The sequence below is a fragment of the Nostoc sphaeroides genome, assembly GCF_003443655.1.
Classification (GTDB): Bacteria; Cyanobacteriota; Cyanobacteriia; order Cyanobacteriales; family Nostocaceae; genus Nostoc; species Nostoc sphaeroides.
Genome location: NZ_CP031941.1, coordinates 3154309 through 3167360, shown reverse-complemented (window position 1 = coordinate 3167360; position 13052 = coordinate 3154309). Strand labels below are relative to the sequence as shown.

Below are 13052 nucleotides of genomic sequence, written 5' to 3'. Positions count from 1 at the left end.
TGGGGGGAAAGGGAGATGAGGGAGATGAGGAAGTTGCAGTAAGTCTTTCCCTTGTGCCCAATGCCCAATTCCCAATGCCCAATAAATAACAACTATTTTGAATTGATTTATGCCAACCTACGTTGCCCGTGTTCGAGATTCTCAAGGAAAATCCCGAACAGAAAAAATTACTGCCGAATCCTTGGTGCAAGCTCGTACTAATCTTAGAGATCAAGGTTTTGTAGTCCAAGAACTCAAACAATTTCAAGGATTTCAGCCAGATGTTGCCTTCAAAAATTTCCAGAATTCCTTAGTTAAGGTTTCTGTGAAAGACAAAGCCGTTTTTTCGCGTCAATTTGCCGTATTGATGAATGCGGGAGTTGCGATCGTTAGAAGCCTGGGCGTACTTTCTGAACAATGTAGTAATACTAAACTGAAACAAGCCCTTGTGGAAATTAGTACCGATGTTCAAAGCGGAATGAATCTTTCAGAGGCAATGCGTAAGCATCCTGACTGTTTTGATGGACTATACGTGAGTATGATTCAAGCTGGCGAAGTTGGTGGTGTTCTAGACGAAGTATTAAATCGTTTAGCTAGGTTGTTAGAAGATGTTGCCCGGTTACAAAACCAAATTAAATCAGCATTGTCTTATCCAACTGTTGTGGGTTTTATCGCAGTTGCTATCTTTCTCGGTATGACTATTTTTCTAATTCCGATTTTTGCCAAGATTTTTGAAGAAATTGGAATCACATTACCACCTTTAACGCAATTCTTGATGGATACTAGTAAATTTTTGAGAAGTCCGGGCGCTTTCGTCCTTCTCGGTGGTCTTATCGGACTTAAATTTGCTTTTACACAATACGGTAAAACTCCTGTCGGTCGCTTAACAATTGATCGTTTTTCTCTCAAGATGCCTTTGTTTGGTGACTTAATTCAAAAATCTGCGGTTGCCCGGTTTAGCCGAACTTTTGGTTCTTTGACTCGTTCAGGTGTACCAATTTTAACTTGCTTGGAAATTGTCCGAGATACATCAGGAAACGTAGTGATTGCCAATGCGATAGACGCAGCCCGTATAGAGATTCAACAAGGAGGTATGATTAGCATTGCTTTACAAAAAGATAGCGTTTTTCCAGCTATGGCAATTCAGATGATTAGTATTGGAGAAGAAACTGGAGAATTAGATGGAATGTTGATGAAGGTTGCCGATTTCTATGAAGATGAAGTTGAGCAAGCAGTAAAAGCAATGACTAGTATTTTGGAACCAGTTATGATTGTATTTGTAGGGGGGATGGTTGGAACCATTTTGCTAGCAATGTATTTACCCATGTTTAAGGTATTTGAAAAGATGGGATAAAGGATTAAAAGTTAGGAGTTAGGAGTTAGGAGTTAGGAGTTAGGAATTAAAAATTTTAACTCCTAACTTTTAACTCTTAAATGATTAATTTTATTCTTAACAGACGCAATTAATCGCGTCTCTACTCCTCACTTGTACAGACGCGATTAATCGCGTCTCTACTCCTCACTATTTAATAAACTATGACTGTGCAAAAATCTCACTATGAAGCAAGTTTGGCAGAGTACAGCAATCATTTAGCTGCGATCGCCTTACTAAAGCAATATCGGCCATACTTGGAGATGATTCCTAGCCTCCGCCGTCCAGATGAAAGTGTCATCACTATCCCCTTGCCAATTGTCCGTCTTCGCAATACTGCTACAACAGCCCCGCAAACGATTTGCTTACCTTGTGATGTGGCAATTTTGATGTGCGATCCTGAGTGGAAAATCAAAACTGGAGCAGAAATTCTAATATTTATTCATCGTGCTGATGAAGACTTTTCTGATTTGTTAGGACGTTGGCGACAAACTCAAGTTTGGCTAGACAATGATTATGAGTGGTTGATGCCTCTGCGTCACAGTCATATTTTGAGTGAAGGAGCTAATACTATATATCCTCTATTTGTCGTTTTTAGTGAGACTTTAGAACGCATCCAACGAGGACTTATAGGGGCGGAACTTCCATTTATTATACAAACACCAGATTTACTACTTGAGGAGAATTCTAGAGGTATTTTCTCTCCAGAACTTCCATCAGCTTAGAAAAGTTAGGAATTAATAGTGAGGACTTTAGAGTTTAAAATCGCAAGTTCGGAGGCTCTAAATATGCTCCAAATTTGCGATTTTATATTTTTAATACCAACTCAATTAATGATTGCAACACATCCTTGGGTAAAGACGCGATGAATCGCGTCTCTACAAATGGTCTATTTGTCGCATTCTTTTTTCAAATTGGTATAACTCCTAATTCCTGTAGAGAGGCGATTAATCGCGTCTATTACCTAACAAACTGCGGCATAATTTCGGCAGCAGTGAATATTCCATAAATGCCGCGTTGGTGCAATTGTCTACCAGCTTTGAGATAGCCAAAGGCAGGGCCGCAGACATTGGCTGCCATGCTGGTTTCATCTCCCAGAGTAAAGGTATGGGTGGAAATCTTTCCTTCAAAGGTGCGCCCTGTTACCTTAACGTTGGTGCTGAGGGGCTTTTTAGGATTGCGAGTATCTACTACACCACCAACAGTAACGCGATCGCGCCCCACTATTCCCGCTACCTCTAGCATCACATCATCAGCGTGTTCCATATTCGTCAAGGTAAGCACGCCATTAGTTTTATCTAGTAGTGCTTCTACTTCTGCGTCTGTCATCGCCCTGGCAGTTTCCACTGTGTAACCAGGGATATGACCAATATCTTCTCGAACAGTGGCGCGGTAAGCTTCCCAGTTAGCAATTCCCACCCCGAAGGTAATTTCGACTTGATGAATTTCCGCGTAGCTTTGGGCAGCTAATGCGGCGGCGGCGGTTAACAATCCGGGTGTAGCACCACAGCCTGTCATGTAGGTAATCCCGGCTGCAAGCAGTTCTTCTTTCATCGCTAGTAGTTGTTCTACAGCAGTGGTGCGCTTAATCGCATCCACTAGCACCCCACGCCAACCAGATTTAATAAACTCTTTGGCAACAGAGGGGATAAAATCATTTGGGAGGTTGGGTAAAGCCAGAAAATACCCATCCACAGGTTGAGCTATTTCGATTACATCCTGAATACTTTGATTTGTTAACGTACCAACTGGCTCTAAATGACCTACCGAACCTTGGGACTGGTAGGTTGCAATGCATTGTTGAGTATTTAAACCTTCAGCAGCGTAAGCGTAACCTTTTTGATCTGCTGCGGCGACTAAAATCATTTCCTGTTTAGCAGCAAGTAGCTTGGCGGCGGCTTGTCCGAGTCCGCCGAAACCTAGTACTCCTATGCGTATCGCTGGCGAAATATTTAGAGAATTTTTGACTTTTTCGGAATTCATAGTCAATTGGTTAAGTTGAATCAAAAGCCTTTAGCATTCGCCATTTCAGCTTCCGGCTTGTAACTGGTGGCTGATGGCTGATAGCTCAAAGCTATAGAGGTTAATTATGATTCATTATCCTGGGTTCTTTAGCTGACTGATGTTTTTTTTTCTGTAAGCTACTTGTACAGGATCAAAAATTAATTTTCATCAACAAGCTGTAAAACCCTATTTAGGGACTTCCAAGTAAAAAAATATTCCATTGCTATTGTTCACTGTTGACCGTTGACCGTTGACGGTTCACGAGTTTTCAGTCAACAGTCAACAGTCAACGACTTGAATGTGGAATAATTTATTTTTTGGAGTTCCCTTAAACCATCAGCAACATAAGCGTAGCCTTTTTGATCTTCTGCTGCGACTAACTTGAAAACGCTTACATTAACCGCCGTAGGCATCGCATTAAAAATTATTGAAAAATTGAGCGCTTGTTGACAAAATCCTTCTTAGTAATCACAATGTAATTACAATTAAGGAAAATTATCCTTATGGGAACAGCAATTAGAACCCGTATTGTTAAAATCGGGAACTCTCAAGGTATCCGCATTCCTAAACTTCTACTGGAACAAAGTGGTATTGGTGAAGAGGTGGAAATTGAAATTCAAGATTGTCACCTAATTATCCGTGCTGCCTCTCAATCGCGTAAGGGGTGGGAGGAAGCATTTGCAACAATGGCGAAGCAACACGACGATGCACTGCTCGATGATGCCGTAACTACAGAGTGGGAGCATCGAGAGTGGGAGTGGTAGTGAATCGATTTGATGTGTTTTTGGTTAATCTCGACCCGACGATGGGTAGTGAGATTCAAAAGACAAGACCCTGTGTAGTAATTTCACCAGATGAGATGAACAAATATATTACCACGGTCATTGTTGCTCCGATGACAACTAAGGGACAGTCTTATCCGACTCGTGTTGCTTGTCAGTTTCAGGGCAATGATGGGCAAATTGTTCTGGATCAAATTCGTACAGTTGATAAAACTCGACTAGTCAAAAAGCTAGGTCAGATTGACTCTGATGAACAAAAAGCAGTTTTAGATACCTTGGCTGAAATGTTTGCTGAATAGTCTAGCTAACATTCGCATACACCGGATGGTTATGAGATTCTAAGCGCAATAGTTAGTTCTCTCAAGCAAAGTTTCTGTGATGAGCGCGATCGCCTATTGTAGTACCCACGATGGTTTAATAAATATAGAGTAGAGTGCAATATCTACAATGATGATCTGCCTACGCTTACAGTAGTAATTCCGAGTTAGGATTATAGCGAAATATTGACAAATAAATGTCTAGAGTTGTTATGGTACCAACATCGCGTATTGTTCATAGTGACCCCGATATATTAGGGGGAACTACTGTCTTTGTTGGAACTCGCGTACCAATTAAGACCTTGCTTGATTATTTAGAAGCAGGTGATTCGTTAAATGAGTTTTTAGATCATTTTCCCAGTGTTAGCCGTGAGCAAGCGATCGCAGCACTGGAATTAGCAAAAGAAATGCTGACTGCTTATGCGAATTCTGCTTGATGAATGTGTTCCCCGTCCTCTCAAACGTGAACTCAAAGATTACGAAATACGCACAGTTGTCGAGATGGGATGGTCAGGGAAAAAGAATGGTGAACTTTTACAACTGATGAAACAACAAAGTTTCACCATTCTACTTACTACAGATCAGAATTTGCGATACCAGCAAAACTTAGAACAAGCAGGAGTTGCGGTTATTGTGCTAATTGCATCCAAAAATCGTCTTCCTGATTTAATGCCGCTTATACCAGAAGCACGAAAAGTTCTAAATGCCATCGTTCCAGGTGAGGTCATGGAAATAAGACTTTTCTAAATTGGCTACGCCTAAGCATATTTCACCTAATGTTGCTTTGCTCCAATAAAACCCAAAATTTGCTGATATTTAAAGGTTAAAGGTTTTTTATACTATGGCGATCGCACTTTAAAAATTCGTTTACACCCTATCCCAGGTCAATTTACTTCTGCCTATTCTCCACAATATTGCTGTAGGCTGACACCGCGCTACATACAATCTACCTGGAAAACCTTAAGAGAATAAGGTAAATCTAATGGTAATGATAAAGTTTTTCAAGAAAATTTATATTTTTGTAAATAGTTTTGGTGGCTATATTACCTCTAATGCTTATATTTAGGACTTTTGCAGCTTACTTGGCGAGCTTCAGTAGTTACCTTGACTAATCGATGAGGTTAAGAGAGACTAACTAAAGACTGATGTGACTACTTATAAAATTAATAATTTTTGTAAAGATTCTGAGATATATATATTGAGAGATGGAACATTATTTAACAAATGGTAAGTTTGTATCTAAGTAAAAATGTTCCTACGGCTATATTTGTAGCCTTCTGCTAAGGCAGTAGAATTTAAGCGTACTTATCGTGGTTGGCCAAGAGCATGGAGACATTAGAGTTCATAATCTATCCAGACGGTCGGGTACAAGAAAAAGTCACTGGCATTGTGGGTGCTTCTTGCGCTGAGGTTACAGCAGCAATAGAGGCCCAGCTGGGGCAAGTACTTAATCATGAGCCAACCTCAGAATATTTCGCCGCCAAGGTGCAGCAATCTAATGTGGCGAATACACACACCACTTACAGCGATTGGTAAGTTTTCACAGTAGTTTAGTGTTATTAATTCACAACCACCATGTCACACTTTAGCCAAATTAAGACTCAAATCCGTAACCTTGATTCTTTGAAAGATGCTCTGACTGAATTGGGCATAGACTGGAAACCCGGGCCACGGGAAGTGCGTGGCTATCGCGGTCAAACCCATCCTGCGGAAGTTAGTATTGAGCAGGAAAATGGCTATGACATCGGTTTTAGATGGAATGGCAAAGAATATGAATTGGTGGCTGACTTGCAATATTGGCAGCAAAACCAGTCTGTGGACGGATTCTTACGCCAGGTAACCCAGCGCTATGCTTATCAAACAGTTGTGAAAGAAACCGCTCGTGTTGGTTTTCAAGTCTCTGAACAACAAAAAAATGAAGATGGTTCAATTCGCCTGGTAGTACAGCGCTGGAGTGCGTAATGGCTGATTTTCTGCCGTCGCCGGAAGAACAAGAAGACAATCGTTCGGGTTTGGAACCAGAATTAGGGGGTTTTTTACGGGATGACCCAGAACGTTCTGGTTTAGAACCGGAATTAGGTGGTTTGCTGCGCCAAAATGGTGTTTATGTTGACGAAATTACCTGTATTGGTTGCAAGCATTGCGCTCATGTTGCACGTAACACCTTTTACATTGAACCAGATTACGGGCGATCGCGCGTGGTTCGGCAAGATGGGGATGCTGAGGAAATTATTCAAGAAGCAATTGACACTTGTCCAGTTGATTGCATTCATTGGGTTGATTACACTGAACTGACAAAATTAGAACAAGAACGCAAATATCAGGTAATTCCTGTAGTCGGTTATCCGGTGGAACATGCAGTTGCTGCTAGCGAACGTCGGCGTAAAAAGCAAAAGTTAAAAACCAAAAAATCCCGTTATTAAGATAAAAACGTTAAATCAATATAATAAAGGACTGGTATATCCAGTCCTTTTGCTTTTCGTCATACCATTTTGAATTTTAGATACTTCGACTTACCTCGGCTTCTCTGCGAGACGCTACGCGAACGCTCGGCACAAGTCGCTCAGTACAAGTTTTAGATTTTGGATTGGAAACCGCTTACTATATTAGGACTAGCCCTTTCAAGGTGACTGGTAAAATCTCTTTTTTTCTCTCTGTGTTCTCTGCGTCTCTGCGGTTCAAAAGTAATTTTTGATATTCCTAAAAGTGATTTTTGTTTAAGTCCCATTAATCCAAAATTGGCAATCCAAAATCCAAAATTGTTATGGCTGCCTTCATTTAAAATTTAGAGGATCGTGTTGTGAAAGCAATTTTTCTACTTTTGCCTCGTCTAACCTAGCGGTTAATCTTCTATTTTCATGCAAGTCTCTAGTAGTTTTAGCCAAAGTAAAAGTTGAGCCAACAGAGAAAGCCATACCCATACCCATAAAGCCTTTCACCCAGCCATTTACAGGTAAGTTTACAATGCCGAAGGTGGTCATAGAAATAGAAATCACAAAAGCTGCCCAAGTTTGAATAACCCAAGCTGGACTGTCTTTTTGAGTACCAATTGTTTGCATATTTCTTACCTTTAATATGAGTTATTTATACCAATTCGTAATTAAGAAAAGTCAGATTTCATCTGGGTTTCCAGACTTGTATCTATAGTTTTATTTTGGAGAATTGGTGTTAACAGTAATTGTATTGAGTAGTGGGTTTACTGGTATCAATAGTAAGACCAGTTTGGTAACTGGACTCTAGAAAGTAAGCTCAAGAGCAACTTAATTAAGTAGAAACTGGCACAAGGTTTGTACCAGTTTTACAAGTGGCATTAAACTTAAATCTTGCAGCATTCTCGATAAACCAAGTAGTACAGGAGGCGCGGAAATAAACATACTACTTCAAATGGCGCAAGAAGCTCGGAATACAATTATGCGTGACTTTTGACTTTTCCCTTGTGGTACTAGCCCGCCTCAGACTTAAGTCTGAGGCTAATAGCCAAAGTCCACTCAAGTGGACTGAAACCTTTTACTAGTAGTCTAAAGACTACTTTAGCTATAAGCCAATACGGTTCAGTTAAGGAGAATTGTAGGTTGGGTTGAGGAACGAAACCCAACATTTACAGTGGTTTGTTGGGTAACACTAAAGTTCAACTCAACCTACGCAGTTTATGGTTTTTGACGCTAACTGAACCGTATTGAGCTATAAGCCAATACGGTTCAGTTAAGGATTTTTGGTACTAATTTTAGACCTGTAGAGACGCGAAATTTCGCGTCTTTACCAAGGTTTTTGGGCTTAACTGAACTGTATTGAGCTATAAGCAAGAGTAAATCAAACTAGATTAAGTAATATAAAAAACTCCACGCCACTTGCGGGATGGAGTTTTTAGTCATTAGTCATTAGTACCAATGACTAACAGATTAATTTACTTATTCATCTGGAAAAGTCTGTACCTTGCCATCAGGAGTAAGAACAACTCGAATTTTGACATTTTGTCCGCGTTTATTGGCGGAAACAAAAGGTTTTCCAACTTCAGGCATTCCAGCGCTATCAACAAAGTCTCTTGCTGACTTATTGAGAGGAATAATTCGTTCAATTGTGCCGTCAACACTGACAATCAAACTGTACTCTAATGTTTGTCCTAGTCCAGTAGGTGGTTGCCAACGCTTTGTTAAGTATTCTCTAGCTTCTGCTACTTGAGGTGTATCAAATAATGTCCCTGTAGCCACTTGTGTAGATTTGGGGCTTTGGCGTTCGTTCCCTAATTGATCGATAAAGGGATTATTATCCGCAGTTCTAGAGGAGGAAAGTTGTGAAGCAGGTTTCTCTCCTGGAGAAGGTGGCTGTAGGGAATTGATTCTTTCCTCTAACTGTTGTGAGGTTAGTGGGGAGGGTTGAGTAGGAGTATTGCCACTATTGGGTATAGTCCCAAGAGACGGGGGGACGACTGGTGAGATATTAGTTGGTAAGCTGCTTGTGTTAGAAGATAGCCTGGGTGGCAAATCCCGCAGCTTCGGGAGAGTAGTAGGTTGGGTACTTGACCCTGTAGGGTTCTGTGCAAGATTTGGTAATATGGCAATTTCCTGACCTGGGATTTTGCTAGATGATGCGATCGCTCCATTCGTAGAAAGGGTTGAAGTCTTGCCCTGAGGTATTGTCAGTGCATTTGGTGGCGGTGTAGAAAAACTAGAACTAGGGGCTGTTAGAGGTGCTTGGGGTAAAGTGGATGTGGAAAGTGGAGGGGTGGAACCTAGCAAATTATCTGATGGAGCGGTTAGGCCAGGTTGAGGCGTGGGAAAGTTTAGTGAGGGTGAAGTTTCTAAAGCAGTCTTTAGGGCTGCTGGATCTGCTGTTTTGGCTGTCTGCTGCTGCTTTTCCCTAAGGTTGTTAGCATATTGCCAAGTAACTGGTAATAAACCTACACCTAATACTAATACTGCGGCAACAGGTGCCCAAGCAGGGAACCTCAGAGTCGAAGGGCTGTTGAGAGTTGGGAGTGCCATGACATCAGTTGAATATTCATCTAAAGCACTGGCCAAATCGAATAGTTGCAGCAGACTGAGTTTAATTACGGGGCCCGATGAGTGGTTGGCGAGAGAACCGAGAAATAAGTTGTGAGTTAAATGGCTGCTTGGTTCTAAGCGGATATTTGCCCCAGGAATCTGGGTAGTAAAGGAATTTAATGTTTTTGTAGAGGACTTTAATTCCGGCTCACCTAATACTGTGCTTGACTCCTGGGTATCCGAGAAGCTAACGCAAAAGTTTTCTGGAGACTGTTGGAGGAATTGCTGTACATAGCTTGTGACTGCATCACATAAAGCTTCGAGTTGATCGCGATCGCCCCGAATTGGAACTCTGTTTTCTTCTGGTAGCCGGGGATCATCAAAACGAAGCTCAAAGCTTAGGTGTTTGAGGACAGTTTTCCCCATCCAACGCGATAGAGGTGAGCTTTGCGCGAATATTTCTAGCGTGCAAGTCGGCGGTGTGTAGCAACGAATGACAGAATTTGATAGAGGCATGGCAGGAACTGCGAAGAAGACTATTTGGGATTTTGCAAAAAAGTTAAGCTAGTTGCTTGCAAAGAAAAGTTGGAAAGGCGGATTCCTCCACTCAGAACTTTGTCAGGTTCCTTCTGTTATGCAAAGAGGAAGCAGTGCTGATAGTGCATCGCCCAAGAAGCTCACGACCATCAAAACGGAATCCTTATCTAGCAAACTTTCATGAGCGAATTTTGGTTGAGGAATTTCAAATCTAAAATTTAAAATTTTGTTGAACGGTCTAAAAGTGCTAGCCAAAGACGGCGATGCCCACCAGGAGCACTGTAAAAAAGTAACTCTACAAGCAGTTTTAAGGCCAGGTTGGTAAGTAAATCCGTTGAGATTTGCTCGTCCTCTTCCATCCGCTCTTGGTAAGTGTTGCAAAAAGCATCAATATAATCTCCAAGTAAAGCAGCCTGGTGAGGTTCCCGGTTATTTTCTGCCATTTGTTCTAACAGACCGACAGCGCGGCGAATCAATTCCTGGTGCTGTTTGGCTAGGTAGCAGATGATCAGAACAAGCGATCGCGCTTCTTCGATATCTAGCTTTTTTCGCCCTCCTTGACCTTTGCGTAGGGGATTTGATTGGCGCAGTCGCCATAAAGCTACGCGGTCTGGCACTCTTGACTCTAAATTCAGATCAGTTGCCGCCGAAAGCATAGCCTCTGAACCAATGCCAGTTAAGGTTTCTAGCGCCAGCAGCACCAAGTCTAATTGGGTTTTGATATTGTCCCATTGAACTGTGTTTGGGGCTGGAAGCTTGATTAAATCCTCCCACTGGGAATTCGGAGTGGCTGAGTTGGCGGCCGAGTGCATAACTTTTAGCATAGGTGATCAAGCTGATAGAGGATGTTGCTGTTACCCATTTTGAAACCAGACTCTTAAGAATCAAGCTTGGTTTCCCATAGGTATGAGCCAGAGACTTCAGGTAGATTTTTTATGTGGTAAGCAGCAGGTATCTTTGTCCTACTCTAGATGAAAATTTATTTTCGACAAAGTAGAAAAGTATCAATTCTAGTTAAGGTTTACCTGACTTTCGCTGTAAGTTCCGTACAAGAGTATAAATAAACAATGTTTTGAATGCTAACCGCTAATTATCGCTAAGTAATTATGTAGAATACCTCCTAATTTATTTGCGGTTTTAAATTTTGAAATTTTTTGATGTTTATTACTTGGTCTTTATGTATACATAATTACTATACAAATTTTTTGTCTGTTTAATAAAGGCGCTTCTTGTTGCTTTTCATGATCCCACCCCAGTTTCGCTTGTGTGTAGCCTGTTATTTCAGGACAGGTTAGGCAACATCAGGACGATTGATGTCTCTATCCAATTGATGACAAACTTAAAAATTTGATAAAGTCAGCATTTGAAGATGTTGGGCGATTTATTTATTCCAACTTAGTTGGTACTATAGCTCTAACCGCGAACCACGCACATATCAGAACTCATTTATCAACTTGATGGGCAGAGGTAATAGTTTAGACATTTACCAAAACCCATTATTCAGTATGGGTTACAGATAATTTACTGGTAAGAATAGTAACGCAATATAACAAAATGGATTTACCGCACCCTCTACTTCTGTTCCCGAACATCAGGGCGCGGGTGGAATTTTACTGGCTATAGGTGTAGCTTTCATATTGAACAAAAAGCAATTATAGGACTTACGCAAGAGTTACGGAATAACGAACCACAGAGGCGCAGAGTACACGGAGAAGTCAGAGTTTGAGAGATATTTTGCGTAAGTCCTAAATTAATTAAACTTCATCTATACCACTATCCACAACCTTTTGGAGTAGCTAATTCTAACAATTTGAACTAAATCGGGCTACTCATTTTCTGCCTTATCCACGCACGAAATCCTTTCATTGTCGTATTTCTGCCATTGGTTTTACTTAGTACCAAATATTCGGGAATTACTTGCTGAATTGGTAAATTAGGGAAAATAGAACTGGTATTTGATTCTAGATATTTACCATTGAACAGCACGTTTATTTCCAGTTTTCTTCCATTCCATCGCCACAGTTCCGGTACTCTCAAATCTTGATAATTATTGAAACGAGTGCGGGAGGTAATATCAATTTCAATAGCCAAATCTGGAGGCGGGTCAGTTTCTAAATTGATCCTATCTTTGCCCCTAACTCTAGCTTCATTTTGGATATAAAAACAATCATCGGGTTCTACCCCAGCATCCATACTTTCCTTATCAAAAGTTGTAGAACCTAAACTCCAAAATTCCAAATCGAGTTCTTCTAATAAAACTTTTACCAAGTCCCCAATAATAACTTTAGCTACTTCATGCTCTGGTAATGGAGCCATTATTTCCAGCATCCCTTGACTGTAACCTATCCGAGAACTGCGATTGTCTCCTAATTCTGCTAAAATGCGTTTGTATGCCGACCATGAGACATTTTTAATCAACAACTGATGACCGGCTCTAACAATTAGTTGATTGAGTTCAAGTAATACCATTTTGGATTTTGAATTTTAGATTTTGGATTGGAAATCGCTTGGTGTATCTGGGTTTTCTCTGTCCATTTGTGGTAATCATTTTTAAAATTGGCATAACATATAGCCAGGGCTATTTCATTCTCATCTAGCCCGCCTCAGAATAAATTCTGAGAGGATGTTTGAAAAGGGTCGGCTTGAGCCTCAAGTGCGACTCAGGGGTGGGATCTCAAATCCCAAAACTCCTATTCTCTCGTAGCAGTTTCTCGGTAGCCAGGGTAGTGAAACACACGCTGAAGGACTTTTCAAACATCCTCTGAGGCTAATAGCAAAAGTCGTCTAAAGACGACTAACAAAGGCTTTTAGTCGTCTTTAGACGACTTGGGCTTAAAGCCAAAGAACTTTAGTTCTGGGCGGTTTATGTCTAGAACGAAATAGCCCTGACATATAGCAATCCGATTTGATTTCTGAACTTCTTTATGTAGGTAAGGAGTAGGGAATCAGACTTTTCGAGTTGTAACGAGTTTTTTCAAAAATCAAATAGGAGTCCTATAAGTAGTCGGACAAAAATATTTACAGTCATTGCGAGCGTTCGCGTTAGCGTCTCGAAGAGAAGCGAAGCAATCCCAGCCCT

The 13052-nt window shown here is 41.0% G+C and carries 14 protein-coding genes; 9 read left to right on the top strand and 5 right to left on the bottom strand.

The genetic code is table 11. The features are described from left to right. Positions 1–109: 109 nt before the first annotated feature. Together D1367_RS13930 and D1367_RS13925 are read left to right on the top strand one after the other, a co-directional pair. Entirely contained in the window at positions 110–1333 is a 1224-nt protein-coding gene (locus tag D1367_RS13930) for a type II secretion system F family protein (RefSeq protein WP_118166980.1), read from the top strand. Between the two features lie 182 nt (positions 1334–1515). Next, positions 1516–2076, top strand: coding sequence for a hypothetical protein (locus tag D1367_RS13925; protein WP_118166979.1), 561 nt, complete (start codon positions 1516–1518; stop codon positions 2074–2076). A 235-nt stretch (positions 2077–2311) separates the two neighbouring features. On the opposite strand, the gene bioU is transcribed toward D1367_RS13925, so the two are convergent. Next, positions 2312–3334 carry a (S)-8-amino-7-oxononanoate synthase BioU gene (gene bioU, locus D1367_RS13920; RefSeq protein ID WP_118166978.1) on the bottom strand — a complete coding sequence of 341 codons (1023 nt, stop codon included), beginning with the start codon at positions 3332–3334 and terminating at the stop codon, positions 2312–2314. A gap of 524 nt (positions 3335–3858) precedes the next feature. Here bioU and D1367_RS13915 point away from each other — a divergent pair. The 7 genes from D1367_RS13915 to D1367_RS13885 all read left to right on the top strand — a co-directional run bounded on the left by D1367_RS13915 (position 3859) and on the right by D1367_RS13885 (position 6877). Further along, positions 3859–4119 carry an AbrB/MazE/SpoVT family DNA-binding domain-containing protein gene (locus D1367_RS13915; RefSeq protein ID WP_118166977.1) on the top strand — a complete coding sequence of 87 codons (261 nt, stop codon included), beginning with the start codon at positions 3859–3861 and terminating at the stop codon, positions 4117–4119. After that, entirely contained in the window at positions 4113–4436 is a 324-nt protein-coding gene (locus tag D1367_RS13910; protein WP_244945005.1) for a type II toxin-antitoxin system PemK/MazF family toxin, read from the top strand. Before D1367_RS13915 ends, D1367_RS13910 begins: the two co-directional genes overlap by 7 nt. Positions 4437–4666: 230 nt before the next feature. Next, entirely contained in the window at positions 4667–4891 is a 225-nt protein-coding gene (locus D1367_RS13905; RefSeq protein WP_118166975.1) for a DUF433 domain-containing protein, read from the top strand. Beyond that, positions 4875–5201 (top strand): DUF5615 family PIN-like protein, encoded by a 327-nt coding sequence (locus D1367_RS13900; RefSeq protein ID WP_118166974.1) that lies wholly within the window; start codon positions 4875–4877, stop codon positions 5199–5201. The genes D1367_RS13905 and D1367_RS13900 overlap by 17 nt, the downstream gene beginning before the upstream one ends. 579 nt (positions 5202–5780) lie before the next feature. Then, the gene (locus D1367_RS13895) at positions 5781–5990 is read left to right on the top strand and encodes a DUF2997 domain-containing protein (protein ID WP_012406943.1); all 210 of its coding nucleotides are present in this window, start codon (positions 5781–5783) and stop codon (positions 5988–5990) included. Positions 5991–6029: 39 nt separating this feature from the next. Beyond that, complete coding sequence (locus D1367_RS13890; protein WP_118166973.1) at positions 6030–6416, top strand: DUF1257 domain-containing protein; 387 nt, start codon at positions 6030–6032, stop codon at positions 6414–6416. Then, positions 6416–6877, top strand: coding sequence for a ferredoxin (locus D1367_RS13885; RefSeq protein WP_118166972.1), 462 nt, complete (start codon positions 6416–6418; stop codon positions 6875–6877). The genes D1367_RS13890 and D1367_RS13885 overlap by 1 nt, the downstream gene beginning before the upstream one ends. A 351-nt stretch (positions 6878–7228) precedes the next feature. Here D1367_RS13885 and D1367_RS13880 read toward each other — a convergent pair whose 3' ends face one another. The 4 genes from D1367_RS13880 to D1367_RS13865 form a co-directional block, all read right to left on the bottom strand. Continuing rightward, positions 7229–7513 (bottom strand): YiaA/YiaB family inner membrane protein, encoded by a 285-nt coding sequence (locus D1367_RS13880; RefSeq protein WP_094328132.1) that lies wholly within the window; start codon positions 7511–7513, stop codon positions 7229–7231. 849 nt (positions 7514–8362) lie between these two features. Then, a complete protein-coding gene (locus tag D1367_RS13875; protein ID WP_118166971.1) occupies positions 8363–9952 on the bottom strand; it encodes a DUF4335 domain-containing protein in 1590 nt (529 codons plus the stop codon). Positions 9953–10191: 239 nt separating this feature from the next. Then, positions 10192–10797, bottom strand: coding sequence for a DUF3038 domain-containing protein (locus D1367_RS13870; RefSeq protein WP_118166970.1), 606 nt, complete (start codon positions 10795–10797; stop codon positions 10192–10194). Between the two features lie 991 nt (positions 10798–11788). Beyond that, positions 11789–12442, bottom strand: a complete 654-nt coding sequence (locus tag D1367_RS13865; protein WP_118166969.1) for a Uma2 family endonuclease — start codon at positions 12440–12442, stop codon at positions 11789–11791. Positions 12443–13052 lie beyond the last annotated feature (610 nt).

What these genes read in the sequence shown, in the direction of transcription:
- D1367_RS13930 (WP_118166980.1), top strand. Translation starts at nt 110, where the DNA reads ATGCCAACCTACGTTGCCCGTGTTCGAGATTCTCAAGGAAAATCCCGA.
- D1367_RS13925 (WP_118166979.1), top strand. Translation starts at nt 1,516, where the DNA reads ATGACTGTGCAAAAATCTCACTATGAAGCAAGTTTGGCAGAGTACAGC.
- bioU (WP_118166978.1), bottom strand. Translation starts at nt 3,334, where the DNA reads ATGAATTCCGAAAAAGTCAAAAATTCTCTAAATATTTCGCCAGCGATA.
- D1367_RS13915 (WP_118166977.1), top strand. Translation starts at nt 3,859, where the DNA reads ATGGGAACAGCAATTAGAACCCGTATTGTTAAAATCGGGAACTCTCAA.
- D1367_RS13905 (WP_118166975.1), top strand. Translation starts at nt 4,667, where the DNA reads ATGGTACCAACATCGCGTATTGTTCATAGTGACCCCGATATATTAGGG.
- D1367_RS13900 (WP_118166974.1), top strand. Translation starts at nt 4,875, where the DNA reads ATGCGAATTCTGCTTGATGAATGTGTTCCCCGTCCTCTCAAACGTGAA.
- D1367_RS13895 (WP_012406943.1), top strand. Translation starts at nt 5,781, where the DNA reads ATGGAGACATTAGAGTTCATAATCTATCCAGACGGTCGGGTACAAGAA.
- D1367_RS13890 (WP_118166973.1), top strand. Translation starts at nt 6,030, where the DNA reads ATGTCACACTTTAGCCAAATTAAGACTCAAATCCGTAACCTTGATTCT.
- D1367_RS13885 (WP_118166972.1), top strand. Translation starts at nt 6,416, where the DNA reads ATGGCTGATTTTCTGCCGTCGCCGGAAGAACAAGAAGACAATCGTTCG.
- D1367_RS13880 (WP_094328132.1), bottom strand. Translation starts at nt 7,513, where the DNA reads ATGCAAACAATTGGTACTCAAAAAGACAGTCCAGCTTGGGTTATTCAA.
- D1367_RS13875 (WP_118166971.1), bottom strand. Translation starts at nt 9,952, where the DNA reads ATGCCTCTATCAAATTCTGTCATTCGTTGCTACACACCGCCGACTTGC.
- D1367_RS13870 (WP_118166970.1), bottom strand. Translation starts at nt 10,797, where the DNA reads ATGCTAAAAGTTATGCACTCGGCCGCCAACTCAGCCACTCCGAATTCC.
- D1367_RS13865 (WP_118166969.1), bottom strand. Translation starts at nt 12,442, where the DNA reads ATGGTATTACTTGAACTCAATCAACTAATTGTTAGAGCCGGTCATCAG.